This window comes from Microbacterium sp. BH-3-3-3 (assembly GCF_001792815.1).
Lineage (GTDB): Bacteria > Actinomycetota > Actinomycetes > Actinomycetales > Microbacteriaceae > Microbacterium.
Map to the genome: position 1 here is coordinate 3,384,515 of NZ_CP017674.1, position 25,135 is coordinate 3,409,649.

General features: G+C 70.9%; 22 protein-coding genes and 1 tRNA gene. 9 read left to right on the forward strand and 14 right to left on the reverse strand.

The genetic code is table 11. The features are described 5' to 3' along the window. Nucleotides 1-529: 529 nt before the first annotated feature. Nucleotides 530-1,981 carry a zinc-dependent metalloprotease gene (locus BJP65_RS15560; RefSeq protein WP_070410063.1) on the reverse strand — a complete coding sequence of 484 codons (1,452 nt, stop codon included), beginning with the start codon at nucleotides 1,979-1,981 and terminating at the stop codon, nucleotides 530-532. Between the two features lie 186 nt (nucleotides 1,982-2,167). Here BJP65_RS15560 and BJP65_RS15565 point away from each other — a divergent pair, with 186 nt between their 5' ends. Continuing rightward, nucleotides 2,168-3,295: a PDZ domain-containing protein gene (locus BJP65_RS15565; protein WP_055939654.1), complete on the forward strand. Its 1,128-nt coding sequence runs from the start codon at nucleotides 2,168-2,170 to the stop codon at nucleotides 3,293-3,295. Between the two features lie 43 nt (nucleotides 3,296-3,338). Continuing rightward, nucleotides 3,339-6,296: a UPF0182 family protein gene (locus tag BJP65_RS15570; RefSeq protein WP_083285898.1), complete on the forward strand. Its 2,958-nt coding sequence runs from the start codon at nucleotides 3,339-3,341 to the stop codon at nucleotides 6,294-6,296. Between the two features lie 873 nt (nucleotides 6,297-7,169). Here the strand turns inward: BJP65_RS15570 and BJP65_RS15575 are convergent. The 7 genes from BJP65_RS15575 to idi are packed head-to-tail and all read right to left on the reverse strand — an operon-like array spanning nucleotide 7,170 to nucleotide 12,808. Then, nucleotides 7,170-8,063 (reverse strand): prenyltransferase, encoded by an 894-nt coding sequence (locus BJP65_RS15575; RefSeq protein ID WP_070409713.1) that lies wholly within the window; start codon nucleotides 8,061-8,063, stop codon nucleotides 7,170-7,172. Continuing rightward, a complete protein-coding gene (locus BJP65_RS15580; protein ID WP_070409714.1) occupies nucleotides 8,060-8,407 on the reverse strand; it encodes a lycopene cyclase domain-containing protein in 348 nt (115 codons plus the stop codon). The genes BJP65_RS15575 and BJP65_RS15580 overlap by 4 nt, the downstream gene beginning before the upstream one ends. Then, on the reverse strand, nucleotides 8,404-8,772 hold the full coding sequence (locus BJP65_RS15585; protein ID WP_070409715.1) for a lycopene cyclase domain-containing protein: 369 nt from the start codon (nucleotides 8,770-8,772) through the stop codon (nucleotides 8,404-8,406). The genes BJP65_RS15580 and BJP65_RS15585 overlap by 4 nt, the downstream gene beginning before the upstream one ends. Before the next feature lies 1 nt (nucleotide 8,773). Further along, a complete protein-coding gene (crtI, locus tag BJP65_RS15590; RefSeq protein ID WP_070409716.1) occupies nucleotides 8,774-10,330 on the reverse strand; it encodes a phytoene desaturase family protein in 1,557 nt (518 codons plus the stop codon). Further along, nucleotides 10,327-11,196 (reverse strand): squalene/phytoene synthase family protein, encoded by an 870-nt coding sequence (locus BJP65_RS15595; protein WP_055836296.1) that lies wholly within the window; start codon nucleotides 11,194-11,196, stop codon nucleotides 10,327-10,329. Before BJP65_RS15595 ends, crtI begins: the two co-directional genes overlap by 4 nt. Continuing rightward, nucleotides 11,193-12,260, reverse strand: a complete 1,068-nt coding sequence (locus BJP65_RS15600) for a polyprenyl synthetase family protein (RefSeq protein WP_055836298.1) — start codon at nucleotides 12,258-12,260, stop codon at nucleotides 11,193-11,195. Before BJP65_RS15600 ends, BJP65_RS15595 begins: the two co-directional genes overlap by 4 nt. Then, nucleotides 12,257-12,808 carry an isopentenyl-diphosphate Delta-isomerase gene (gene idi, locus BJP65_RS15605; RefSeq protein WP_070409717.1) on the reverse strand — a complete coding sequence of 184 codons (552 nt, stop codon included), beginning with the start codon at nucleotides 12,806-12,808 and terminating at the stop codon, nucleotides 12,257-12,259. Before idi ends, BJP65_RS15600 begins: the two co-directional genes overlap by 4 nt. A gap of 109 nt (nucleotides 12,809-12,917) precedes the next feature. On the opposite strand from idi, the gene BJP65_RS15610 reads away from it, so the two are divergent. Then, nucleotides 12,918-13,349 carry a MarR family transcriptional regulator gene (locus BJP65_RS15610; RefSeq protein ID WP_308447285.1) on the forward strand — a complete coding sequence of 144 codons (432 nt, stop codon included), beginning with the start codon at nucleotides 12,918-12,920 and terminating at the stop codon, nucleotides 13,347-13,349. On the opposite strand, the gene BJP65_RS15615 is transcribed toward BJP65_RS15610, so the two are convergent. After that, entirely contained in the window at nucleotides 13,333-13,992 is a 660-nt protein-coding gene (locus BJP65_RS15615; protein WP_070409718.1) for an SUMF1/EgtB/PvdO family nonheme iron enzyme, read from the reverse strand. The genes BJP65_RS15610 and BJP65_RS15615 overlap by 17 nt on opposite strands. A gap of 313 nt (nucleotides 13,993-14,305) precedes the next feature. Between BJP65_RS15615 and BJP65_RS16840 the strand changes: the two genes are divergently transcribed. Both BJP65_RS16840 and BJP65_RS16845 read left to right on the forward strand, forming a co-directional pair. Then, nucleotides 14,306-14,938 (forward strand): hypothetical protein, encoded by a 633-nt coding sequence (locus BJP65_RS16840; protein WP_181015949.1) that lies wholly within the window; start codon nucleotides 14,306-14,308, stop codon nucleotides 14,936-14,938. Nucleotides 14,939-14,943: 5 nt separating this feature from the next. Beyond that, a complete protein-coding gene (locus tag BJP65_RS16845) occupies nucleotides 14,944-15,213 on the forward strand; it encodes a PLDc N-terminal domain-containing protein (protein WP_181015950.1) in 270 nt (89 codons plus the stop codon). A gap of 108 nt (nucleotides 15,214-15,321) precedes the next feature. Here BJP65_RS16845 and BJP65_RS15630 read toward each other — a convergent pair whose 3' ends face one another. The 3 genes from BJP65_RS15630 to BJP65_RS15640 form a co-directional block, all read right to left on the reverse strand. After that, complete coding sequence (locus BJP65_RS15630; protein ID WP_070409721.1) at nucleotides 15,322-16,242, reverse strand: SMP-30/gluconolactonase/LRE family protein; 921 nt, start codon at nucleotides 16,240-16,242, stop codon at nucleotides 15,322-15,324. A 48-nt stretch (nucleotides 16,243-16,290) separates the two neighbouring features. Then, nucleotides 16,291-16,779, reverse strand: a complete 489-nt coding sequence (locus BJP65_RS15635; protein ID WP_070409722.1) for a hypothetical protein — start codon at nucleotides 16,777-16,779, stop codon at nucleotides 16,291-16,293. A gap of 147 nt (nucleotides 16,780-16,926) precedes the next feature. After that, nucleotides 16,927-17,000, reverse strand: a tRNA-Met gene (locus tag BJP65_RS15640). 260 nt (nucleotides 17,001-17,260) lie between these two features. Between BJP65_RS15640 and BJP65_RS15645 the strand changes: the two genes are divergently transcribed. Continuing rightward, complete coding sequence (locus BJP65_RS15645; RefSeq protein ID WP_070409723.1) at nucleotides 17,261-18,067, forward strand: carbon-nitrogen hydrolase family protein; 807 nt, start codon at nucleotides 17,261-17,263, stop codon at nucleotides 18,065-18,067. Nucleotides 18,068-18,110: 43 nt separating this feature from the next. On the opposite strand, the gene BJP65_RS15650 is transcribed toward BJP65_RS15645, so the two are convergent. Next, on the reverse strand, nucleotides 18,111-19,316 hold the full coding sequence (locus BJP65_RS15650; RefSeq protein WP_070410065.1) for an aminotransferase class I/II-fold pyridoxal phosphate-dependent enzyme: 1,206 nt from the start codon (nucleotides 19,314-19,316) through the stop codon (nucleotides 18,111-18,113). Nucleotides 19,317-19,593: 277 nt separating this feature from the next. Between BJP65_RS15650 and BJP65_RS15655 the strand changes: the two genes are divergently transcribed. From BJP65_RS15655 to BJP65_RS15665, 3 genes are all read left to right on the forward strand, one after another. Then, nucleotides 19,594-21,135 (forward strand): trypsin-like peptidase domain-containing protein, encoded by a 1,542-nt coding sequence (locus BJP65_RS15655; RefSeq protein ID WP_070409724.1) that lies wholly within the window; start codon nucleotides 19,594-19,596, stop codon nucleotides 21,133-21,135. Between the two features lie 100 nt (nucleotides 21,136-21,235). Beyond that, nucleotides 21,236-22,528, forward strand: coding sequence for a CDP-glycerol glycerophosphotransferase family protein (locus BJP65_RS15660; RefSeq protein ID WP_083285901.1), 1,293 nt, complete (start codon nucleotides 21,236-21,238; stop codon nucleotides 22,526-22,528). Then, nucleotides 22,525-23,982, forward strand: coding sequence for a CDP-glycerol glycerophosphotransferase family protein (locus BJP65_RS15665; protein ID WP_070410066.1), 1,458 nt, complete (start codon nucleotides 22,525-22,527; stop codon nucleotides 23,980-23,982). Before BJP65_RS15660 ends, BJP65_RS15665 begins: the two co-directional genes overlap by 4 nt. A 61-nt stretch (nucleotides 23,983-24,043) precedes the next feature. On the opposite strand, the gene BJP65_RS15670 is transcribed toward BJP65_RS15665, so the two are convergent. Beyond that, entirely contained in the window at nucleotides 24,044-25,126 is a 1,083-nt protein-coding gene (locus BJP65_RS15670; protein WP_070409725.1) for a glycosyltransferase family 2 protein, read from the reverse strand. Between the last annotated feature and the right edge of the window lie 9 nt (nucleotides 25,127-25,135).

Below are 25,135 nucleotides of genomic sequence, written 5' to 3' on the forward strand. Positions count from 1 at the left end.
ACGCGAGCACGACGACCCGCGTCCCCCGCGGGACGGGCTCGGTCACGCGCCCCGCCCAGGCGATCAGGCGCGTGCGGGGCGGGAGCGCCGCGAGCACCGCCTGCACCGCCCGTGCGGACAGGTCGTCGCCGGCCTGGAGCACGAACGGCGCGTGACGCCGAGCGCGGCGCAACGCCGGTGAGACCTGCGCGAGCAGGGCGTCGGCATCGTGATCGGTTCCGCCGTGCACACGTGTCAGGGCGCGCAGGGCCGGGGTCGTCGTGCCCTCTTCGAGGGCGGCGACGCAGGCGTCGACCCAGGCGTCGGCGCGGGGGATGCGCGCGATCGCCGGAGCGCCGAACTGCACGCTGCCGTCGGGGCGCCAGAGCGGGGGAGCGGAGGGGTCGAGTCTGATCATCGCCCGAGCATGACGCAGGCGATGACCCCGGATGCCGTTATCCCCAGCCATCCTCGCCGGATCGCGCGTGGGGAGGACGGGACGGGTAACCGATGCTCGGGTCGGCGCGACGGCCGACCCGAGCCGAGCCGATCAGACGGGGCGCTGGTCGCCCGGGGTGCCGTCGTCGTCGCGCCGGTCGTCGTCGCGTCGCGCGTCGTCGGGGAGCACGTCGCCGGGGAGCACATCGCCCGGGAGCACGTCGCCGGGGAGGGCCTCGTCCGCCGAGGAATCGGCATCCGTCGCCCCGTCGCGACCGTCGCCGCTGGTCTCTTCGGCGATGAGCTGGGCGAGAGCGTCGTCCATGGCATCCGAGGGAGCCGCTTCGCCCCGTGATGCGGCGGTCAGACGGGCGATGAGGGCGGCGGGGTCGTCGATGTCGTCGGCCGACGGCATGAGGTCGGGGTAGTCCCACAGCGCGTCGCGTCCGGCGACGCCCACGGCGTCGGTGACGGAGCGCCACATCGCGGCGGCCTCGCGCATGCGACGCGGACGCAGTTCGAGCCCGACGAGCGAACCGAGCGCCTGCTCGGCGGGCCCGCCCACGGCACGGCGTCGACGCACGGCCTCGGCGATGCGCGCCGCCGACGGGAGGCGCGAGGTGGCGTCTTCGGTGACGACGTCGACCCAGCCCTCGATCGTCGCCAGGAGGTTCTCGAGACGCGTCAACGCCGCCGTCTGCTCCTCGGAACGCGCCGGCAGCAGCGCGCCGCTCTCGAGCGCGCCGCGCAGCTCTTCGGGCTGCGACGGATCGAAGCGCGAGGCGAGGTCTTCGAGGGCGTCGGTGTCGACGCGGATGCCGTGGGCGAAGTCGCGCACCTGCGCGATGACGTGCAGCCGCAGCCACCGGGCGTGCCGGAAGAGGCGGGCGTGCGCGAGCTCGCGCGTGGCGAGGTACAGCGCGAGCTGGTCGTCGGGGATCTCGAGATCGAGACCGAAGTCCGCGAAGTTCTGCGGCAGGATCGCCGCGTCGCCCTCGGGCATGACCGGGATGCCGACATCGCCGCCGCCGACGACCTCGGTCGACAGGCGACCGACGACGTGCCCGAGCTGGGTGGCGAAGAGAGAACCGCCGACCGTGCGCATGAGCCGCCCGGCGCCCGCGATCATCTCTTGCATGTCGTCGGGCGCTTGCTGGCCGAGGGCCTCGGTCAACGCGTCGGCGATGCTGGTCGCGACGGGTTCGGCGAGCTCCTGCCAGAGGGGCAGGGTCGCGCTCACCCAGGCGCCGCGGGTGACCACGCGCGGGGGACGCGGAAGGTCCGAGATGGTCGTCGCTTCGCCGAGCCAGAGACCGGCGAGCGTGAACGCCTGGTCGATGTCGGTGCGCTGACCCGTCGACACGCCGAGGCCGTCCTGGTTGGCGATGTGCAGGGCCTGGCGTTCGGCGAGGCTCCAGTCGACGCCCTCCTGCGTGCCGGCGAAAGCGCCCTGCAGTTGGTTCATCACCTGCTGCAGCATGGCCGGGTCGATCTGCATGCCCGAGAGGCGCGACAACTGCTCGGGGTCGATGCCGCTGGTGTCGCCCGACATGAGGCGACGCATGAGTTCCTGGAACTCTTCTTCGGGGCTCCGGTCGTCGGCGCCTCGGTCGTCGTCTGCCACTTCAGCCGCCTTTCAGCCGGGTCATCGGGATCACGACCTACGCTAGTCGCACGCTTCCCCGCTTCCCCCGGCACGGCTCCTCGCCGCTTACGCCGCGCGCGAACGACCCGGCAAAGGATTGAGACCGTGACCCTGTTCGACGACAACGCCTCCGTCGTGCCCGCATCGCCGCAGCGGTGGCGGCGCAGCACCGTCGCGGGCCTGTGGTCGCTCGCGATCGCCGTGATCCTGCTGTTCGTGATGACCTTCCTGCCGTCGGCGTACGTCATCCAGCAGCCCGGCCCCGTGTTCGACACCCTCGGCACCTCGACCAACGCCGAGGGCGAGGAGGTGCCGCTGATCAGCGTGCCCGACGAGGACGACGACACCTCCACCGGTCAGCTCGACCTGCTCACCGTGCAGGTCAGCGGCAACCGCGAGCGCACACCGTCGTGGATCGAGCTCGCGCTGGCCTGGTTCGACCGCTCGCGCGCCGTGGTGCCGATCGACCGCATCTTCCCCGCCGGGCAGACGACCGAGCAGCGCAACACCGAGAACGCCGCCCTCATGACCGACTCGCAGGTCGAGTCCTCGGCCGCGGCGCTGCGGGCGCTGGGCTACGACGTGCCGCAGCAGATCGCCGTCGCAACCGTCGACGACTCGGGTGCGGCGGCCGGCCTGCTGCAGCAGAACGACGTCCTCACCACGGTCGACGGCGTCACGGCGCCGAACGTCGACGCCGTGCGCGCGGCGGTGCAGGCAGCCGCCGGTGCGCCGGTGACGATCGGCTACGAGCGCGACGGCGCAGCCGGGACGGTCGAGATCACCCCGCGCCAGACCGACGTCAACGGTCAGCAGCAGTACCTGCTGGGCGTCGGCCTCATGCTCTCGTTCGACCTCCCCGTCGACGTCAAGATCCAGCTGAACGACGTGGGCGGCCCGAGCGCCGGCATGATGTTCGCCCTCGGCATCATCGACAAGATGTCCCCGGGCGACCTCACGGGCGGACAACACATCGCCGGCACCGGCACGATCGACGCCGACGGCAACGTGGGACCCATCGGCGGCATCCGGCAGAAGCTCTACGGAGCACGGGATGCCGGGGCCACCTGGTTCCTCGCACCCGCGGCGAACTGCAACGAGGTCGTCGGCCACGTGCCCGACGGCATCCGGGTGTTCTCCACCTCGACGCTCCAGGAGTCGCTCACGGTGCTCCAGACGATCCGCGACGGAGGCGATCTCGACGCCCTCCCGACGTGTGGTTCGGGATCGTAGCATTCACGGCGTACCCCGAGAAGGGCGCGCCTAGGATGGGGGAGTGACCACGACCTCAGCGCCGAACCAGGCCACGCCCCCGAACCGCTCACGACGGATCATCTCGATCACCCTGGCGGTGATCGCAGCTCTCCTCGTCGCCTTCTTCGTCTTCGCGAACCTGTACTCCGATTGGCTGTGGTTCGCCCAGCTCGGCTTCACGGAGGTGCTGACCACCCAGTGGATCGGGCGCACCGTGATGTTCGTCGTGGGCTTCCTCGCGATGGCGGTGCCTGTGTGGGGCGTCATCCAGCTCGCTTACCGACTCCGCCCCGTCTACGCGCGTCTGAGCTCGCAGCTCGACCGCTACCAGGAGGTCGTCGAGCCGCTGCGCCGCCTGGCGATGTGGGGCATCCCGATCTTCTTCGGCTTCTTCGCCGGGTTCGCGGCATCCGCCCAGTGGGAGACCACCTGGCTGTGGTTCAACGGGGTCGCCACCTCGGTCACCGACCCCCAGTTCGGCCTCGACACCGGCTTCTACCTATTCGGGATGCCGTTCTACGCGGCCGCGCTCGGCTTCGCCTCGGCCGTCGTGCTCGTCAGCCTGCTGCTCACCGCCGTGGTGTCGTACCTCTACGGCTCGGTGCGGGTCGGTCAGCGCGAACTGCGCATCTCGAAGGCCGCGCGCATCCAGCTCGCGATCCTCGCCGGTGTCTACCTGCTGCTGCAGGGTGCGAGCCTCTGGCTCGACCGCTTCCGCACGCTCGTCGAGCCGTCGGAGCGCATCACCGGACCGGGTTACGTCGGTGCCAACGCCGTTATCCCCGGACAGACGATCCTGGCGATCGCGGCGGTCATCGTCGCGGCGGCGTTCTTCGTCACGGCTTTCATCGGCCGCTGGCGCTACCCGCTCATCGCCACCGCGCTGCTGGTCGTCTCGGCGATCGTCGTCGGTGCCGCGATCCCGTGGGCGGTGAACACCTTCCAGGTGCGCCCGAACGAGCTCGCCCTCGAGAGCCAGTACTACCAACGCAACCTCGATGGGACGAAGGCCGCGTACGGCATCGACGGTGTCGAGAAAGAAGACTTCCAGGCCGAGACGCAGGCCCAGGCCGGTCAGCTGCGCAACGACGCCGAGTCCACCGCGCAGCTGCGCATCATGGACCCCGCGATCATCGGCCCCACCGTGCGTCAGCTCGAGCAGTATCGCGCGTACTACCAGTTCAACACCCCGCTCGACGTCGACCGGTACACGATCGACGGCCAGACGCAGGACACCGTCGTGTCGCTGCGCGAGCTGAACATCGGTCAGCTGGGCGATGCCGCATCGTGGCAGAACACGACCCTCGTCTACACCCACGGCTACGGCATGGTGGCGGCGGCGGGCAACGAGCGCACCGCCGACGGCGACCCGGTCTTCCTCGAGCAGGCCATCCCCGGCACCGGTTTCCTCACCGACCTCAAGTACGAGCCGCGCGTGTACTTCGGCGAGCAGTCGCCGGCGTACTCGATCGTGGGTGGAGAAGAGGGCGGTGAGCAGATCGAGCTCGACTACCCGCTGGGTGCCGACGGGGGCAGCGAGACCCGCACGACCTTCGCCGGCGACGGCGGACCGAGCGTCGGCAACGTGTTCAACCGGCTCATCTACGCGCTGAAGTTCCAGTCCGAGCAGATCCTGTTCTCGGACTACGTCAACTCCGAGTCGCAGATCCTGTACGACCGCAACCCGAAGGAGCGCGTGCAGAAGCTCGCGCCCTACCTGACCCTCGACAGCGACCCGTACCCCACGGTCGTCGACGGACGCATCAAGTGGGTCATCGACGGCTACACCACGAGCGCGAACTACCCCTACTCGTCGGGCGTGTCGCTGTCGCAGGCCATCGCGGACTCGAACAACCCGGCCCCCACCTACGCGCTGGATGACATCAACTACATCCGCAACTCGGTGAAGGCCACGGTCGACGCGTACGACGGTTCCGTGAGCCTCTACGCCTGGGACGACGAAGACCCGCTGCTCAAGGCATGGCAGAACATCTACCCCACGACGATCAAGCCGTGGACCGACATGTCCGCCGATCTCATGAGCCACGTGCGGTATCCCACCGACCTCATGAAGGTGCAGCGCTCGATGCTCGGCGTCTACCACGTCGACGACGCGCGCTCCTTCTTCCAGCAGGACAACCGGTGGACGACGCCGAACGACCCGCAGGACCCGGCCGCCTTCCAGCCGCCGTACTACCTGACCATGAAGATGCCGAGCCAGGACGACCCGTCTTACTCGATGTTCACGAGCTTCATCCCAGCCTCGCAGGGCGGGCAGGCTCGAAACGTGTTGACGGGCTACCTCGCCGTCGACTCGAACGCGGGCGATCAGAAGGGGACGAAGCGCGACGACTACGGCCGATTGCGCATGCTGGTGATCGATTCGTCGACCACGGTGCCCGGACCCGGACAGGTGCAGAACACGTTCGACTCCGACACCAACGTGTCGTCGCAGATCAACATCCTGAAACAGGGACAGTCGCAGGTGCTCAACGGCAACCTGCTGACCCTCCCGGTCGGCGGCGGTCTGCTCTACGTGCAGCCGGTGTTCGTGCAGTCGTCGGGTGACACCAAGCTCCCGCAGCTGCGGCGAGTCCTCGTGGCGTTCGGTAACAAGATCGCGTTCGAGAACACCCTGAGCGAAGCGCTCGACACCCTGTTCGGCGGTGACTCCGGAGCCAACACCGGCGACGAGACGGTCACCCCGACCGACCAGGGCGACGGCACCGGGAACACCGGGGGCACCACCCCGACGGTTCCGGCCGGTGACTACGCGGCCGCGCTGGCCGAGGCACGCAGTGCCCTCGAAGCGCGTCAGTCGGCGTTGACGAGCGGAGACCTCGCGGCCTTCGCGACGCAGGACGCCCGCCTCACCGCGGCCGTCCAGCGCCTGCTCGACCTCGAGAGCGAAGGCCAGGGCGGCACGGTGTCGCTCGACCCGTCGGCGACCCCGACCCCCGAGGCCACCCCCGCGGGCTGATTCCGCTCACCGACGCCGGCGCTCCGCTCACGCGGGGCGCCGGCGTCGTCGTTCCCGCCGCGCACCCCCGTTGAGTGTCCACGACACGCCGCGTCGCCTCGGCCCGGGTCGGCGTGTCTTGGACACTGGACGGTGGGGTGCTGGCATCCCGGGCCCGTTCATGTGCGGTGACGGCAGCGACGCCGCGCTCACCGTGCCGCGCTCTCCGCGCCCCGCTCCTCGCGCTCACCACCCTGTTGAGTGTCCATAAAACGCCGCATCACCGCGGCTTGCAGCGGCGTGTCTTGGACACTCGACGGTGGGATGCCGGCATCCGGGGCCCGCCCGTGCGCGGTGACGGCAGCGACGCCGCGCTCACCGCGCCGCGCTCACCGTGCCCCGCTCCTCGCGCTCACCACCCTGTTGAGTGTCCATAACACGCCGCATCACCCCGGCCCGCAACGGCGTGTCTTGGACACTCGACGGTGGGGTGCCGGCATCCCGCGCCGATCGTGCCCGGTGACGGTCGCGCTGCCGACTGCGACGCCACGCTCCCCGCGCCGCGCTTTACGCGCTGCCCACCCCGTCGAGTGTCCACGACACGCCGCATCACCCCGGCCCGCAACGGCGTGTCTCGGACACTCAACGGTGGGGTGCCGGCATCCCGGGCCCGTTCATGCGCGGTGACAGCCGCGCTGCCGACCGCGACGCCACGCTGACCGCTCCCCGCGCCACGCTCACCGCCCCGCCCACCCTGTTGAGTGTCCACGACACGCCGCAATACCCCGGCCCGTAACGGCGTGTCTTGGACACTCAACGGTGGGGGTGCCGCCACCCCCGCACCCGTTCGCGCACGCGGACGGACGCGCGGCGGAGCGCGGCGCCCGCGACGCGTCAGGCGCTCAGGAACCACCACCAGATCAGCAGCATCGTCGTGCCGAAGCCGGCGATCTGGTTGAGCCAGAGGAAGCGGTTCCATCCGGCGGTGGCGCGGTCGCTCTCGGCATCGGTGACGTTGCGGTACGGCCAGCAGACGACGAGGTACGGGATGACGAGCACGGCGGCCAGCGGCCCCGGCCACGCGGTGAGCAGCATGGCGACTCCGGCCAGGGCGTAGGCGACGAGTGCGAAGCGCACGGTCCAGCGGGCGCCGCGCGCCGTGGCGATCGACGAGATGTCGGCGGCGCGGTCGGCTTCGACGTCCTGCACGGCGCCGAAGGCGTGCGAGGCGATGCCCCACAGCGCGAAGGCGACAAGCACGGCGACGAGCTGCCAGGTCCACGTCGCCCCGGCGAGCACGAGGCCGTACACGGCGGGCGAGAAGAAGTGGATGCTGCTCGTCATCGAGTCGGCGAACGGGCGCTCCTTCAGCCGCAGGGGAGGGGCGGAGTAGAACACGACGAAGAACAGGCTGGTGGCCAGCACGAGCCACGACAGCGGCGATCCGATGGCGACGAGGTACACCACGAACGGCACGCACGACAGCGCCGAGGCCCACAGGGTGATGCGGTGCATGCGCTTGTCGAGCACGGCGCCGTGGGTGCCGCCCTTGCGCGGGTTGCGCAGGTCGGACTCGTAGTCGAAGACGTCGTTCACCCCGTACATCGCGAGGTTGTACGGCACGAGGAAGAAGATCGCGCCGACGATGAGCGGGGCGTCGATCTGCCGGGTCGTGAGCAGGTACGCCGCGGCGAAGGGGAAGGCGGTGTTGATCCAGCTCACCGGCCGCGAGGACACGAACAGCTCGCGCAGCACGTGCGCGGGGGTAAGGGCGGCGGGGGTGGTCATGCGGGGTCCTTCCGCGACGAACGCGAGGGTGAGGGCTGCGGCGACGGAGACCGCGACGACAGCAGGGTGTACACCGCGGGCACGAGGAACGCGGCGCACAGCGGGTACGCGAAGTCCTCGATCGGGGCGAGGCCGAGACGCAGCCCGCTCAGGTGCTCCTCGGGGTACGAGAACAGGTCGACGGCGATCATGAGGTTGTCGAACACGAGGGTGAGACCCACCAGGACGAGGGCGGTGAGCCCCGACGAGACCATGCGCTCGGCGAAACGCGGACGCCGGAGCGTGGCCAGCGTCACGAGGACCGTGACGATCACGAACGGCAACACGATCAGCGGGTACGTCACGGCCGCTCCCCGGGCGCCCCCGCGGGGTGCTGCGCCGAGACGCCGAGCCCCCGTCGCCGCGCCGCGCGCCGCTCGAACACCGCGAACATCACGATCGACAGGTAGCTGAGGAACAGCAGGAAGAAGACTTCCTCGAGGGGCAGGTGAGGGGCGAGCGTGACCCCGATGAACAGCGGGCTCTCGCCCTTGACGAACACTCCGGTGACGATGCCGACGACGTCCCAGACGAGGAAGAACGCCGTCGACAGCAATACCGCGGCACTGGTGCGCACCGGGGCGACGCGCAGGGCCAGACCGAACTTCAGATCGATCGCGATCATGCCGGCAAAAGAGAAGAGGATCGCGCCCAGGTAGATCCCCGGCACCTCAGACCGCCGTGTGCACGGGCTCTGCGAGGGGACCGGCGGAGGTGTCGCCCGTCAGGCGCTTGACCACGAGCTCCGCCGAGATCAGGCACATCGGCAGGCCGATCCCCGGAAGCACCGAGGTGCCCGCGTAGTACAGGTTGCGCACCTTGCGGGAACGGTTCTTCGGTCGGAAGATCGCGCTCTGGTTCAGCGTGTGCGCGAGTCCGAGCGAGTTGCCGTGCCACGCGTGCAGGTCGTTCGCGAAGTCCTCGGGGGCGATCGTGCGGCGGACGACCACGCGCTCGGCAAGATCCGGGATGCCGGTCCACTCGGCGATCTGCGCGATGACACGGTCCGCGGCCTTCTCGATCCGCTCGTCGCCGGCTCCCGAGACGCCTCCGCGTCCGCTCACGGGGTCGGCGGGCACGGGGACGAGCACGAAGAGGTTCTCGTGTCCCTCGGGTGCCACGGAGTCGTCAGAGGCGCTGGGGCGGCAGATGTAGATCGAGGCGGGGTCGGGGATCTTCTTGTTCTCGCCGAAGATCGCGTCGAAGTTGGTGTGCCAGTCGTCGGTGAACAGCAGGGTGTGGTGGGTGAGCTGCGGAAGCTCGCCCTTCACCCCGAGCAGCAGCAGCAGGGCGCCGGGGCTGGGCACCTTGTCCTTCCACCACTTCTCGGGGTACTGACGGTCCTTCTCTTCGAGCAGGTCGTTCTCGGTGTGGTGGAGGTCGGCGCCCGACACCACGGCATCCGCCGAGATGACGCGGCCGTCGGCCAGACGCACGCCGCGCGCGACACCCGACTCGGTGATGATGGCATCCACTGGCGACGAGGTCTCGATCTGCACGCCGCGCTCACGCGCGAGCCGCTCGATGGCCTTGATGATCTCGGTCATGCCGCCCCGGGGGTAGAGCACGCCGTCGCCGAGGTCGAGGTGGCTCATGAGGTGGTACAGGCTCGGCACCTCGAACGGGGAACCGCCGAGGAACACCGCCGGGTAGGCGAGGATCTGCTGCAGTCGCGTGTTCTTGAAGTCCGTCGTCACGCGCTTCCACAGCGTGCGGGTGAGCAGCGGGATGAGCGTGGGCAGACGCTTGACCAGCGCGGGGTCGCGCAGGCCCTTCGTCGACGAATACGGGTCGTACAGGAACTTCGAGGTCGACAGCTCGTAGGCGTCCTTGGCGGAGTCCAGGTAGGCGTCGATGTTGTCGCCGGAGCCCGGCTCGTGCTCTTCGAACAGGGCGCGCACCGCTTCGCGTCCCGAGACGATGTCGATGGGCTCGCCCTTCCCGGGAGGGCCGTAGACGCGGTACGCCGGGTCGAGGCGCACGAGGTCGAGCTGCTCCGCCGCGCTCGTGCCGAGCAGGCGGAAGAAGTGGTCGAACACCTCGGGCATGAGGTACCAGCTGGGGCCCGTGTCGAAGCGGAAGCCGTCACTCTCCCACGACCCCGCTCGGCCGCCGAGGGCGTCTCGGGCCTCGAAGAGCTGGACGTGGTGACCCCGGTCGGCCAACAGGGCTGCGGTGCCGAGTCCGGCGATCCCGCCTCCGACGACGACGATGCGCTGGGCGCTCATGAGCGTGAACCTTTCGGGGGACGCCCGAGGAGGGCGCGGGCGGCGAGGGTGGCTTTGACACCGTCGGGGACGCGGACGCGGGGGGCGCCGGCAGGAGACGCGCGCAGTCGACGCGACAGCTCGGCGAACAGGTCGTGCGCCGTGGTCACCGCCGCGCGGCAGTCGGGCGGGAGGGTGGGGATGACGGCGGCGGCGGCCGCCAGGTCGGCGTCGATGCGGTCGAGCACGGCGATGCGGCGCTCGTCGTCGGCGGCGCCGTCGAGGTAGTCGCGTCCGAGTCGGTCGGCGTCGTCGGCGAGGTCGCGCAGGAAATTGACGTCTTGGAAGGCGGCGCCGAGGCGTCGCGCGCCGTCGACGAGGTCGGCCGCGGGGCGGGCGGGCGCCGACATGCCGGCGTTCAGGAACACCTGCAGGCACATCAGTCCGACGACCTCGGCGGAGCCGTAGACGTACGCGTCGTGCGAGAGATCGTCGTGGGCGGCGGTGTCGAGGTCGGTGCGCATGGATGCGAAGAACGGGGCGATGAGGTCGGCTCCGATGCCGCATTCCCGCGCGGTCCGGGCGAACGCGTGCACGACGAGGTTGGCGCTGAAGCCGGTGGCGATGGCATCCATCACCTCGGTCTCGAGACCATCGAGCACAGCGCGCTCCCGCTCGGGCGTGAGGCCGGCGTCGTGGGCGGGACCGTCGACGATCTCGTCGGCGACGCGCACGAGGGCGTAGATGTTGCGCACGTGCGGGCGGGGTCGGGCGCCCAGCAGCCGGGCGGCGATGCCGAACGACGTCGAGTACCTGTTGATCACGGCGGCGGCCGCGTCGTCGGCGGTCTGGGAGTACAGCGCCAGACCCGTGGGGACGGAGCTCACGGCATGCGCCCCTGCACGGCGTCGACGAGGTTCAGCAGCATGGACTGGCACGCGGGCGGCAGCGTGGAGGCGGCGGCGATGCCTCGAGCCTCGTCGAGCGTCTCGCGCACGAGATCCTCGAGTCGCGCGCGGGCACCGGATGCCGACAGCGCCACCTGCGCGGCGCGCACCGCCACCGGGCCGGTGTGGGCGTGCGCCAGGGCCTCGCTGACGACGGGCCAGTTCTCGCTCTCGCGGGCCAGGGAGATGAGGTGGGTCTTCTTCGCCTCGCGGAGGTCGCCGCCCTCGTCCTTGCCCGCGTCAGCAGATGTGCCGAACGCACCGATGAGGTCGTCGACGAGCTGGTAGCCCAGGCCCAGACGCTGACCGAAGCGCGACAGCGCGTGTCGGAGCGGCGCGTCGGCGCCCGCCATGACGGCGCCCGCCTCGAGGGGGGCCGAGAAGGAGTACACGGCGGTCTTGTCGTGGGTGGTGCGCAGGATGGACTCGGCGTCGACCTCACCGCCCGACACGGCGTTCTCGACGTCGGACAGCTCGCCGGCCGCCGAGATGAGCACGGCGTCGTCGATCAGGCGCAGCAACTCGGCGCGGATCGGCGCGGGGATCTCGGCGAGGGCGACCAGGCGTCCGGCTTCGTGCAGCAGCAGGTCGCCGGCGAGGATCGCGGCGGCGTCTCCGAGTAGGGCCGCGCCCACGGCATTTGCGCCCCGACGCAGTCCGCGCTGGCGGAACTCGCCGCCGACGTTGGGGACGCCGCGGCGCTCGGTGTCGTGGTCGATGACGTCGTCGTGCACGACGAACGCCGTGTGCAGCAGCTCGAACGCCGCGGCGACCTCGAACAGGGCGGGGCGCGCGATGTCGGGGCCGTCGAGCGTGTCGAAGGCGGCGACGACGAGCAGGGGACGGAAGCGTTTTCCGCCCTCGGCGGCGCGACGGATCGCGGATGCCAGCGCCCGGGCTCCGTCTCCGAGATCGGCCACGCGGCTGTCGAGGCGGGCCAGTGCCGCCTCGATCGCGGCGTCGATGCCCTCACGGGCGACGGGGGTCGTCGACAGAGCGATCATGAGGCGCGCCGCACGGCGGGAGAGGAGTCGAAGAGGTGAAGCTGCTGGGCCTGGAGGACGAGCCAGGGGCTGAATGCCCAGGGAGTCGCCTCGAGCGACGCGGCGAGCTCGAGGGGGTCGACCCAGCGGTACTCGGCGACCTCGTCGGGGTTCGGCTGGGGCTCGGCGTCGGTGCGCGCGATGTAGACGGGGCAGATCTCGTGCTCGACGATGCCGCTGGCGTCGACGGCGCGATAGCGGAAGAGCGGCAGCGCCAGTTCGAGGTCGCGCAGCGGAAGTCCGACCTCGAACTCCGCGCGACGGTGTACCGCCGACACCACCGGCTCGGCCGGTCCCGGGTGCCCGCAGAAGGAGTTCGTCCACACGCCCGGCCACGTCTTCTTGTGCAGCGCCCGGCGGGTGACGAGCACCTCACCGGCGGCGTTGACGACGTGGCACGAGAAAGCCAGGTGCAATGCGGTGTCGGTGTCGTGCACGCTCGCCTTGGGCGCGGTGCCGATCTCGTTGCCGAAGTCATCGAGAAGGACGACATATTCGGTCTCGCTCATCGTGCCTCCTGTTTGCTAGTTTAGCTAGCGATGTCAGCGACTATACCCAGCCGGAAAGGGGGTGTCCACCGTGAGGAAACCCGCTTCGGCGTCTGGTACGCGACCCGCTGTGACCGACACATTACGTGCGGTTCAGACCCTCAGCGACGCCCTTGACCGCATGCACAGCGGCATGAAGGGCGACATGGACATGAACGCGAGCGATCTCGCGACGCTGCGCATGCTGACCATCCGCGAATACCGGGGGCAGAGCGTAAGTCCGCACGATGTGGCCACGCACCTGCGCATCTCGACCGCGTCGACGACGAAGCTCATCGACCGCCTCGTCGCGTCCGGCCACCTGGAGCGCCGACCGCACCCGTCCGACGGCCGCGCGCGTGTGGTCGTTCTGACCGAGAAGTCGCGTCGGGAGTTCTTCCAGCACTTCGGTGCTCACCTGGGCGCCATGGGGGCGGTCGCCGGGCGGTACGACGACGCCCAGCTCTCCACGATCAACGACTTCCTGGGTTCGCTCACCGAGGCCATCACGACCGACGACTGAGAGCGCCGCGCGCCACGCGCACGCCGACGTCGTCGTACGCGTCGCGAGGACGACCGGCGCGCCGCGTGGCCGCGCGCACCTGTGCGGCGCTGTCGGCCCAGCCGCCGCCGCGGAACGTCCGGGTCTCGCTCGCGCCCTCGGGGTCGAAGCGGTCCCAACACCACTCCGACACGTTGCCCAGCGTGTCGAACAGGCTGTGCAGGTTGGGCAGACGCAGGCCCACGTCGACGGGGGAGCCCAGGCGATCGGCGGCCGTCCATCCGATCTCGCGGATATGGCCGTAGGTCGATCCGGTCGCCCCGGCACGGCACGCGTACTCCCACTCGTCTTCGGTGGGCAGGCGGAAGCCGTCGCCCTCGGCATCCCAGTCGACGACCTCTCCATCGAACGAGTAGACCGGGTCGAGTCCCTCCCACTCGCTCAGCGCGTTGCACAGGCGGATCGCGCGGAACCAGCTCACCTCGACGGCAGGGCGCCGGGGATGCCGTGCGGCCACCCCGAGGTGCTCGGCGAGCTGCTCCTCGGTGATCGGGTACACGCCGATCTCGAAGTCCGCGACGGTGATCTCACGCCGCTCACCGCCCCGCTGGTCGCCCCGCAGAACGGTGCCCGCGGGGATGCGGGTCATCTCGACGTCGCTCATGAAAGCCCCACTTCTTGCTGCCGGGGTGAAACCCCCGGGCCTTTTTCCTCGGTACCAATCGTGACCTCGAGACGGAAGGAGGTGAACCAAATCCGTAGGGAGATGACGTGTATGGCGAAGTTCTGTCCTTGCCGTCGGGCGCTGCGCGATACCGAACCGCCACACGCGAACGGACGTGAGCCATCACCCTTACTCGCTGCCCCAGCCTTGCAGACCAGCGCTCCGGAGAAAGGGGTGTGATCGGCTCCTTACGATTCTTCGGTCCGACGGCGATCGTCGAACCTCTCACGAAGGAGTGAATGTGTCTCAAGGAATGACATACGTCGTCCGTGCAGTAGCGGCAGTGATTCTGGCTTCGTCGACCCTCATGGTGGCGACGAGCGCGTCCGCTGCCGCGCCCGTTCAGGAGGGGCAGCTGAAGGTGGTGTCGTCTCAGAAGGTCACCAGCTCGGAGTGCGTTGCGAAGGTCCAAGCGAGGGGCGGCTCTGGCCGCGAGGTTGCGGCCTGCACGAGCACGGTCACTTTGGCTGTGGGGGCTGAGACCCATCCGAGTTCGAAGGACGTCGCGTCGGCGCGCTCCGCTCTTTCGCCTCGGGAGTTCGAAGCCCTTTCGGCGGCAGCGGTCGCCGGTACCGTCCGTGCCGCGCCCTTTCAGCAGGGGAAGAACAACGGTACGGATCAAGAGGAGCAGTACGGACGCGTCTACTACGACGGATCCCGGGTATGGATCGCCACGTACGGCCGTTACACGGGTTCGCACATCTGCAAAGTCGACTGGGCGGTGGGGTACGACGTCACGAACACCGGTTGTGGAGACTACGGCAGCTCGTCCCAAAGAAGCATCTACCAGAAGTGGAAGTTCTCTCTGGGGGTCAAGGGCTCTCCCGTCTCTTGGGAGGAGACCTCGACCATCTTCGTCAATGCCTCTGGGCGGTTCTGGCAATGACGCATATGCCTGCAGAATCCGTCGCAACCTCGTCGGGTTACGTGCACTTCGAGTCGTCACCGGTACATGTGGTCGTGCTGGCCGTCGGAATCGTGCTCCTCGTCCTCATCGTCGTCGTTCTCGTCGTGCTCTGGCGAGATCCAGGTCGCCGCACCGCCGAGAAGGTGGCGTGGTCCGCGGTCGCGCTGTTGCTGCCCGTTGTGGGCCCGGTCATCGCGGGCCTCGCGATCATACGGCGGCGACGCCGGGCAGGTAGGCCGAACGAGGGCCGTTGATCCTGCCACCGATCGCGTGCGTCGGCGAGAGAAATCCGTCAGCTCCGCTTCGGCTCGGGCAGCCCCGCAGAACGGTGCCCGCGGGGATGCGGGTCATCTCGACGTCGCTCACGCGAGCTCCACCATCCACAGGTCGCTGTCGCCCGTGATGAACAGGCGCTTCTCGTCGGCGTCGAAGGTGCAGTTGCTCACCACGTGAGGAGTGGGGATGACGCCGAGGCGCCGACCGGTGTCGTCGACGATGACGACGCCCGCCTCGCTCGAGATCCAGAGCCAGTCTCGGCTGTCGACGACGAAACCGTCGGGGATGCCGGCATCCACCGTCGCGAAGGTGCGCGGGGCGCCGAGCGTCTCGCCGTCCCAGCTGCATGCGACGACGCGGGGGATGCCGTCGGCGCGTGACTCGGCGACGTAGAGGGTGCGTTCGTCGCGGCTGAAGGCGAGGCCGTTGGGCTGGTCGAGGTCGATCATGCGCTGCAGGACCTCGCCCTCTCGCCAGCGGTACACGCTCTGGTGGTCGATCGCCGGCTCCGCGGGGTACCCCTCGCGGGGGTCGGAGATGCCGTAGGTGGGATCGGTGAACCAGATCGCCCCGTCGGAGGCCACGACGAGATCGTTCGGGCTGTTCAGCGGCCTGCCCTCGAACGCGTCGGCCAGAACCGTCGTGCCCTCGGCGTCGGTGCGGCTGATCGCGCGACGGCCGTGCTCGGCCTGTACGAGGCGCCCCTGGGCGTCCAGGGCATTGCCGTTGGCGAATTCCGAGCGATCGCGCACGGTCACGATGGCGCCGTCTTCGCGCCACGCGAGCGTGCGGCGACCGATCACGTCGCTGAAGACGAGCGACTGCTCGGCGGGCCACCACACCGGGCCCTCGGCCCACGTCGCGTCGGAGTACAGCGAGAGCAGGCGCGACGACGCGGGCAACACCCACGCGAGGCGGTCGTCCCACACCCGCGGGGGAGCGATGTCGACGGGCTGCGGCTCCCGCGGGTTCTGCAGGACCTGGCCGTCGAGGGAGAAGCGGAGCATGCCCTCAGTCAACCGCGTGCCCCGATGCGGCGAGACCGGGTTGACGGCTCAGCCGAACGGGTTCGGCGTGGGAGCGCCGGGCGAGGCGGCGAACTGGATGAGCACCTGCAGGCACGGCTCGTCGCCGACCGTGCCCGAGAGGTGTCCGGTGCTGCCGTCGACCTCGGTGGTCTCGGTGTCCTGCCCGAAGTGCAGGTCGCCGGGTCCCATCTCGACGCGGGAGCCGTCCTGCGTCTCGAGGAACCACCGACCGCGGAGCGGGATCACCCACTGCGGGTGGGGAGAGGGATGCCACTGACCGACCCATCCGACCGGGAGGGCCGCGAAGAGCACCGCCGACACCTCGCCGGGGAAGGGGCGCATCCACTGGGGGTCGGCGCCGCCCCCGACGCTCTGCAGTCCGAAGCCGCGCAGCATCGACTCGTCGAGGCGGCTCCGGCCGTCGAGCCCCGTCCACATGTGCACGAAGGGGAGCGCCGGCGGGTTGTTCTCATCGCGTCCGTCATTGTCGAGCGGAGTGGTGGTCGTGGTGCGCATGCCCCGAGTCAAGCAACGAGGCCGCGAGGGAAGGGCCGGGTTGACGGCGCGCGCGCGGATGTCGCGGTGTGCGAATGGCGCCGGGCGGGAAGCGTCGCCGGGAAAGGCAGAAGGCCCCGGATCTGACGATCCGGGGCCTTCTTCTTGTTGCGGGGGCAGGATTTGAACCTACGACCTCTGGGTTATGAGCCCAGCGAGCTACCGAGCTGCTCCACCCCGCGGCACAAGAGAAAACATTACGCCGAGATGAACCGGAGCACAAATCCGCAGGGGTGGCCCGGGCGTGTTGCAAAATAATGTCCTGGTGAGCGGTGTCTTCGAGGAATTCGGGTATTGCGGACGCCGACCGTCGTGGTCGTGGTCGACGTCGTCGTGAAGCCTGTTGCCGTCGTGCTGACGGGGTCGTGCGCGCCCTGGTGATCCTCGTACTGTGGGTCGTGGCGCCGGCGTTCACCGGGCGCCGGCGAGAGGAGAACCCGCGATGAGCCACGACACCGTCGGCGTCGCCGTCGCGCAGTTCGCGCCGGCCGCTTCCCGCGAGGGCAACCTGGCCGACATCGACGCCACCACCCGCACCGCCGTGTCGCGAGGTGCGCGCGTGGTGGTGTTCCCCGAGTACTCGAGCTACTTCGTCGACCCCTTCGACGACTCGCTCGCGCAGAACGCCGAGGACCTCGACGGCCCCTTCGTCTCGGCGCTGACCACCCTGGCCGCCGAGCTCGACGTGATCGTCGTCGCGGGGCTGCTCGAGCGGGCCGACGACGGCCGACGGGTGCGCAACACCGTCGTGGCGGTCGGGGCAGACGGCATCCGCGCGGTGTACCGCAAACTGCACCTCTACGACGCCTTCGGCCAGCGCGAGTCGGACTGGGTCGAGCCGGGTGAGATCTCGCCGCCGCAGACCTTCGACGCGCACGGCCTGCGATTCGGTCTGATGACCTGCTACGACCTGCGCTTCCCCGAGGTGGCGCGCACGCTCGCCGACGCCGGCGTCGAGGTGGCACTCGTCCCCGCCGAATGGGTGCGGGGGCCGCTCAAGGAGCACCACTGGCGCACCCTCGTGCAGGCACGGGCCATCGAGAACACGTTCTTCGTCGCGGCGGCCGATCACCCGCCGCCCCTCGGCGTGGGGCACTCGATGATCGTCGACCCCCAGGGCGTCGCTCTCGCGCAGGTGGGCACGGCGACCGACGTCGCCGTCGCGCACATCGACCCGGATGCCATCGCCCGGGTGCGCCGGGTGAATCCGGCCCTCGCGCTCCGACGATTCCGCGTGACGCCGCGCTGACGGTCGTCGCCGGCGTGCTGTGCCCGGGCGACCGCCCGACCGGTCAGCCGCGCGACATCCCCGCGAGCCTCTCGGCCGCGTCGGTGAGGACCTCGACGCGCTTGCAGGCGGCGAAGCGCACGAGGGTGGCGTACTGCCCGCGATGCGGCGGCGACACGAAGGCGGTGAGGGGGATGCCGACGACGCCCGCGCGAGCGGGGAGCTCACGGCAGAACGCGTCGGCGTCGACGGCGCCGAGCGGGGCGGCATCCACCACCGTGAAGTACGAACCCCCCGGCGTCGACACGTCGAACCCCGCGGCGCGCAGGCCCGTGCCGAGCAGGGCGGCCTTGGCGGCCATCTCCGCCGCCACCGAGGCGAAGAACGCGTCGGGCAGGCGCAGGCCCACCGCGATCGCGGGCTGGAAGGGCGACGCCCCGACGTAGGTGAGGAACTGCTTCACCGCGAGCACGGCCGACACGAGGGCGGCGGGACCGGTGACCCAACCCGTCTTCCACCCCGTCAGCGAGAACGTCTTGCCGGCCGACGAGATCGACAGCGTGCGCTCAGCGGCGCCGGGAAGGGTCGACAGCGGAACGTGGGGTGCGCCGAACACGAGGTGCTCGTACACCTCGTCGGTGACGATGATCGCGTCGTGCAGGTGCGCGAGACGCACGATCTCGTCGAGCACCTCGCGTGAGAAGACCGTGCCGGTGGGGTTGTGCGGATCGTTGACGAGGATCACGCGCGTACGGTCGGTGACGGCGGACGCCAACTGCTCGAGGTCGGGCTGGAAGTCGGGCCAGCGCAGCGGCACCGGCACGAGGCGTGCACCCGAGAGGGCGACGCACGCCGCATACGAGTCGTAGTAGGGCTCGAACACGACGACCTCGTCGTCGGGGCCGTCGACGAGAGCCAGCAGGGTGGCGGCGAGCGCCTCGGTGGCCCCGACGGTGACGAGCACCTCGCGCGTCGGATCCAGCTCGATGCCGTAGAAGCGCCGCTGGTGCTCCGCCACCGCGGCCAGCAGGTCGGGGAACCCCCGCCCGGGGGCGTACTGGTTCACCCCGTCGGCGATGGCGCGGCGAGCCGCCTCGAGCACGGGCTCGGGCCCGTCTTCGTCGGGGAAGCCCTGTCCGAGGTTGAGCGCACCGGTGGAGGCGGCGAGCGCGCTCATCTCGGCGAAGATCGTGGGGACGGCGCCGCCGTCCGGCGAGAGGAGGCCCGCTCCGCGGGCGGTGCGCTGCCAGGCGCCGGGGATCTGCTGCATGGTGGGGCTCTCCGAAGGAACGGGGCGGGTGGCTTTCACCGTAGCGGAGCCCCGGTCGGGGCCGGCGACCGAGGACACCCGGATGCCGAGAGCCACGGCATCCGCGCCGCCGATGTCGGGCGGTGCGAGAGGGGGGCGGCATGTCACGCCCTCGTGCGCAACCGGGGGATGCCCCGCGGGCGACTGCTGTTACACCCATAGAGAGGGCTCACGCGCGTCATAGGTAGACCACAGGATGCGCGGTCATCGTAGAAGCGCCTGGAAGAAGGAGCACCCCATGAGCGACACCACGAACAACCGTCCTGACGGTCACGACGACAGCACCACCCCCGCGGGCGACGCCGCCGCGCCCACGCCCTCGCAGCCCGAGGCCCCCCGCGCCGATGCGTCGAACGTACCGCCGAAGCCGACGCGCTCGCCCGCCGCGGCCGCCGCCGCCTGGCCGCCGCCCGTCGCGGGCAGCGCCGCGCCGCAGCCGACCGCGCCGCAGCCGACCCACGGCTACGCCTCGGCCCCCTCGGGCGCCACCTCGCCCACCGGCCAGGCCTTCGGCCCCGCCGCGTCGGGCGCGCACCCCACCCTCGTGCTGCCCGAGAACGCCGCGCACGCCACGCCGCGCAAGAAGAGCTCGGTCCCGCGCATCGCCGCCCTCGTGGTGGCCGCCGCCCTCGTCGGCGGCGCCGCCGGTCTCGGGGGCACCTACGCGGGCCTCAGCATGTGGGGCGGATCCGACAGCTCCACCGTCGCCGGCCCCACGGCCGTGACCGTGAACGACACCGACGACGTCAACGAGACCGCGGCCGTGGCATCCAAGGTCGTCCCCAGCGTCGTCACCATCAGCGCCACCGGCACCTCGTCGGGCGGCACCGGCTCGGGCGTCATCCTGAGCGACGACGGCTACGTGCTCACCAACACGCACGTCGTCACCCTCGACGGGGCCACCGGCGACGCCAAGATCTCGGTCACCACCTCCGACGGTCACGTGTACGCCGCCACGGTGGTCGGCACCGACCCCACGTACGACCTGGCCGTCATCAAGCTCGAGAACGCGACGAACCTCACGCCCATCGAGTGGGCCGACTCGTCGAAGCTCAACGTCGGCGACGCCACCACCGCCATCGGCGCCCCGCTGGGCCTGCCCAACACGGTCACCACCGGAATCGTCAGCGCGCTGAACCGGTCGATCCAGGTCGCGTCGTCCGCCGCGCCGAAGGACGGATCCGAGCAGGACCAGGGCACCGAGCCCGGAGGCGAGAGCCCGTTCCGCTTCGACTTCGGCCAGGGCCAGCAGTCGCAGCAGGCGACCCAGACCATCAAGATCGCCGTCATCCAGACCGACGCCGCCATCAACCCGGGCAACTCCGGCGGGGCACTCGTCGACAACGAGGGCAAGCTGATCGGCATCAACGTCGCCATCGCCAGCGCGGGCGGCTCGTCGTCGGGTGCGCAGTCGGGCAACATCGGCGTCGGCTTCTCGATCCCCTCCGACATCGCCAAGCGCATCTCGCAGGAGATCATCGACAACGGCTCCGCCACCCACGGCCTCTTGGGCGCCTCGGTCCAGGATGCCGCGTCGATCCAGGGAGCGACCACGACCGGCGCGTACGTGGCCGAGGCCACCAGCGGCGGCGCGGCCCAGGCCGCGGGCCTCACGAAGGGCGACGTCATCACGGCGTTCGACGGCGTGCCCGTCACCAACTCGATCGACCTCACCGCCCAGGTGCGCGCGCTCGCCGCGGGCGCCCAGGCCGAGGTGACGTACAACCGCAACGGTCAGGAGAAGACCGTCGAGGTCACCCTCGGCACGATGCAGAACTGACCTCGGATCGGGCCGTCGCCGGCCCGTCGCCCGCCGCCGGACGACCGGCGCGGGTCCTCCTCTCCAGGTGACGGACGCCACCCCGCGATAAGCTCGCGGGGTGGCGTCTTTCTCGTTCGGTGCGGGGAACGCGCAGAAACTCCGCCGTCTTCCGCTGTATCTCGCGGGTCGGCTCCTGACGTTGCTCGTGCCCCGGTCCCACGACGAATGGGTCTTCGGCAGTGCGGTCGGCGTCGCCGACGGTGCTCTGACCCTGCACCGGGTCGCCGCCGACCACGGTGAGAAGACGACGTGGCTCGTCGCCGACGACGGGCAGGCGCGGACGGCTCGGGATCTCGGCATCCGGTGGGTCAGGCGCGACTCCGCACGCGGTCTGTGGCGCACCGCGCGCGCCCGGGTGATCGTGGTGACGCACGGCTTCGGCGACGTGCAGCGCTACGCCGTCGGCGGGGCGTTCGTCGTGCAGCTCTGGCACGGCATTCCGCTGAAGCGCATCGGCCTCGACTCGGCCGAGACCACGCGCGCTCCCGTGCTGCCGAGCGTGCTGAGTCCGGTGCTGCGGCTGCTGTACCGGCGCACCACTCGTCGCATCGGCCTGGTGCCGGCCGCTTCGCATCTCGTGCGGGGCCGCCTCGAGACGGCGTTCGCGCTGACCGACGCCCAGGTTCCCGTGACGGGGGAGCCCCGCGTCGACGTGCTGTCTTCCGGCGAGGCGGCGGAGCGCCGTGCCCGTGCCCGCGCGGCGCTGCACACGCTCACGGGCACGCAGCTCGGCGAACGTCCCGTCGTGCTGTACGCCCCGACCTGGCGAGACGGCGACCCCGATCCGGCGATTCCCACGGCCGACGAGTGGGCGGCCATCCGCGCCGTGCTCGACCGCCACGACGGCATGCTGCTCGTGCGCTCGCATCCCCTCGGCGCGGGGGAGTACCGACCTCCCTGGCCCACCGATCGGGTGCGTCCGCTCGGCAGCGACCTCGTCGCCGACGTCACGCCCCTGCTCCCCGGTCTCGACGTGCTGGTGACCGATTACTCCTCGCTCGCGTTCGACGCCGCCCTCGTGCCCCTGCCGGTGGTCTTCTTCGCCCCCGACCTCGAGGCGTATACGGCCCGCCGCGGCCTGTACGGGCGCTATGCCGACGTCGCCGGCGACGTTCCCGCCCGCACGTGGAGCGCGGCGGTCACCGCCATCGAGGCCGTCGTGAATGACCCGACCGAGGCGCTGGCCGCCTCCGTCGCACGCAGCGCCACCGTGCATGCGCACCGGGACGGACGGAACGCCGAGCGCGTGCACCGCCTGATCCGCAACCGCCTCGATGCCCGCGGCACGACACCCGGTACCGGCGTGCTGCGCGGCGCGCGCCGGTGGACGACGAGAAAGGCGACGCGATGACCGAGGCACGGTTCTTCGACGACGACGGCACTCCCGCGCTGGAGCTCAGCGGAACGGGTGCCCGTCCGGCATCCGTCGATCTGGTCGGGGCGCGGGCCCGATCGACCGGGCGCCTGCACGGACGGGGGCGCACCTGGCGCGCGGTCATCCCCCTGCGGGCCGCGCGGTGGGGTGGATCGGCGCTGCCCCTGCCGTCGGGCCGGTACCGCGTGCGCATCGACGCGGACGGGGCTCCGGATGCCGCGCCTCCGGCGACGACCCTGCCGGAGGTCGCCCTTCCGGGGCTCCGCGCGGCGTTGTCGGACGGCACGGTCGTCATCGGCCCTCCCGGTGACCCCGCCGACCGCACGCCCGCGGGCCAGGCCGCTCTCGAGCGCCGATACGCGCGCGAGCGCGACCCGCTCGAGAACGCCGTGTTCTTCGAGAGCTTCTACGGCCGCACCGCCGGCTGCAACCCGCTCGCGATCGACCGCGAGCTCGCCCGCGTGGCACCGGGGGTGACCCGTTACTGGAGCGTCGTCGACCACTCCGTCGACGTGCCCGCCGGAGCCGTCGCCGTCGTCGAGGGGAGCCCCGAGTGGTGGCGTGCCCGAGGGGTGTCGCGCCTGCTCGTGGTCAACGACTGGCTGCGGCGCCGGTTCGTGCGCCGCCGCGGGCAGGTCGTGCTGCAGACCTGGCACGGCACGCCCCTCAAGCGCCTCGCGCTGCACCGGCCCGGGTTCGACCCGCGTCGTGCGCTCGCGGTGCTGCGCGAGAGCCGCCGGTGGAACGTGCTGCTCGCGCAGAGCCCGTACGCGGCGCGCGTGCTCACCCGCGCCTACGCGTTCCTGCGCCGACCGGTGTGGATCGAGGGCTACCCGCGCAACGACGCCCTGCGCACCGACGACGGCGCTCTCACGCGTCGACGCCTCGGCATCGGCCCCGACGAACGGGTGCTGCTGTACGCCCCCACCTGGCGCGACGACCGCGAGGCCATGGTCGACTTCGTCGACCCGGCGGCCCTCGCCCGCGCCGCCGACGCCGTGGTGCTCGTGCGCGGCCACACGCGCACCCTGCACCCGGGCCGAGACGCCGACGGTGCGCGGGTCATCGACGTCACCGGGTACCCCGACACCAGCCGCCTGCTCGCCGTCGCCGACGCACTGATCACCGACTACTCCTCGGTGATGTTCGACTTCAGCGTCACGGGCAAACCCCTGTACTTCCTCGTGCCCGACCTCGAGCACTACCGGGGCGAGCTGCGCGGGTTCTACTTCGACCTTCTCGACGCCGCACCCGGGCCCGTCGTGCGCACGCAGCACGAGTTGGAGCGAGCCCTGGCCGAGGTCGACCCCGACGTCTTCACCGAGCGGTACGCGCGCTGGCAGCGCGAGTTCACCGCCCGTGACGACGGGCGCGCCGCCGAACGCGTCGTGGCGCGCATCCTCGACCAGGGCTTCGTCGACCGCGCCTGATGCCCTCGCTGATGCCCGCGCCTCATGAGAGCGACCGGACGCCTCGACGAACGGGGCAGGGCTAGGGCAGAGGCGTGTTCCGGCCGTCCAGGCGCGACGTGTCGACGGTGTCGCGCGCACCGCGCACGAGCGCCCACACGAACCCGAGCCCCCACGAGACGTGCATCGACGGCAGCACGGCGGCCGTCCACGCCTTGTCGCGCCACCCGCGGCCGCCGCCCCGACCGAGAGCGACGAGGGCGATGAGCAGGGCGTACCCGGCGACCGGCAGATGCAGCACCCAGGAGCGCCCCCGCCGACGGCGGCCGAGCTGCACGCCGGCCGTCACCGCCGAGACCGCCGCCGCGCCCACGAGCGCCGGGGGAGCGAAGTACCGCAGGGAGTTGCCGCGCCCGTAGCGGCGCACGAGCTCGCCCCGCCATGCCCCCGTGGCGCGGAACTGGCGCACGAGTCGCGTCCAGCTCTCGCGCGGCCAGTAGACCGCTTCGAGCCGCGGGTCGAACCAGACGCGGTACCCGGCGCGCCGGATGCGCAGGTTCAGCTCCCAGTCCTCGCCGCGGCGGATGCTCTCATCGAACAATCCGACCTCGTCGAGCACCGCACGCCGCATGACGCCGAGGTACGCCGACTCGGCGGGGCCCTCCTCGGTGCCGCCGTGGTACGCACCCCCGCCCAGGCCGACGCGGGAGTTGTAGGCCCGGGCGACGGCGCGCTGGAAGGGGGAGCGCCCGTCGGCGCGCATCACTCCGCCGACGTTCGCGGCCTGCACCCGCGCGAGGGTCCGCAGCGCTCGCCGCGCGTAGCCCGAGGCCAGTTCGGAGTGGGCGTCGACGCGGACGATCGTGGGGTACCGGCTGGCGCGGATGGCCCGATTCAGCCCCACGGGGATGTCGGCGGCGGGGTTCTCGATCAGCACGATGCGGTCGTCGGCATCCGCCAGTTCTCGAGCGAGGGCGTCGGTCCCGTCGGTGGAGGGTCCGAGGGCCACGACCAGCTCGACGGGTCCGGGGACGTCCTGCGCGAGGGTGGAGGCGACGGCGCGACGCAGGTACCGCTGCTCGTTGAGCACGGGCATGACGAAGCTCACGCCGGCATCGTCGGGAGGAACGGGCGCGTCTCTTTCGCCGGGGGTCGAAAGGGGCATCCGTCGATC

Coding starts and splice junctions, on each gene's coding strand:
- BJP65_RS16840 (WP_181015949.1), top strand. CDS start 14,306: ATGACATACGTCGTCCGTGCAGTAGCGGCAGTGATTCTGGCTTCGTCG.
- idi (WP_070409717.1), bottom strand. CDS start 12,808: ATGAGCGAGACCGAATATGTCGTCCTTCTCGATGACTTCGGCAACGAG.
- BJP65_RS15600 (WP_055836298.1), bottom strand. CDS start 12,260: ATGATCGCTCTGTCGACGACCCCCGTCGCCCGTGAGGGCATCGACGCC.
- BJP65_RS15650 (WP_070410065.1), bottom strand. CDS start 19,316: ATGCAGCAGATCCCCGGCGCCTGGCAGCGCACCGCCCGCGGAGCGGGC.
- BJP65_RS15615 (WP_070409718.1), bottom strand. CDS start 13,992: ATGAGCGACGTCGAGATGACCCGCATCCCCGCGGGCACCGTTCTGCGG.
- crtI (WP_070409716.1), bottom strand. CDS start 10,330: ATGAGCGCCCAGCGCATCGTCGTCGTCGGAGGCGGGATCGCCGGACTC.
- BJP65_RS15645 (WP_070409723.1), top strand. CDS start 17,261: ATGAGCCACGACACCGTCGGCGTCGCCGTCGCGCAGTTCGCGCCGGCC.
- BJP65_RS15630 (WP_070409721.1), bottom strand. CDS start 16,242: ATGCTCCGCTTCTCCCTCGACGGCCAGGTCCTGCAGAACCCGCGGGAG.
- BJP65_RS15560 (WP_070410063.1), bottom strand. CDS start 1,981: ATGCGTCGCCTCATGTCGGGCGACACCAGCGGCATCGACCCCGAGCAG.
- BJP65_RS16845 (WP_181015950.1), top strand. CDS start 14,944: ATGCCTGCAGAATCCGTCGCAACCTCGTCGGGTTACGTGCACTTCGAG.
- BJP65_RS15575 (WP_070409713.1), bottom strand. CDS start 8,063: ATGACCACCCCCGCCGCCCTTACCCCCGCGCACGTGCTGCGCGAGCTG.
- BJP65_RS15670 (WP_070409725.1), bottom strand. CDS start 25,126: ATGCCCCTTTCGACCCCCGGCGAAAGAGACGCGCCCGTTCCTCCCGAC.
- BJP65_RS15665 (WP_070410066.1), top strand. CDS start 22,525: ATGACCGAGGCACGGTTCTTCGACGACGACGGCACTCCCGCGCTGGAG.
- BJP65_RS15655 (WP_070409724.1), top strand. CDS start 19,594: ATGAGCGACACCACGAACAACCGTCCTGACGGTCACGACGACAGCACC.
- BJP65_RS15635 (WP_070409722.1), bottom strand. CDS start 16,779: ATGCGCACCACGACCACCACTCCGCTCGACAATGACGGACGCGATGAG.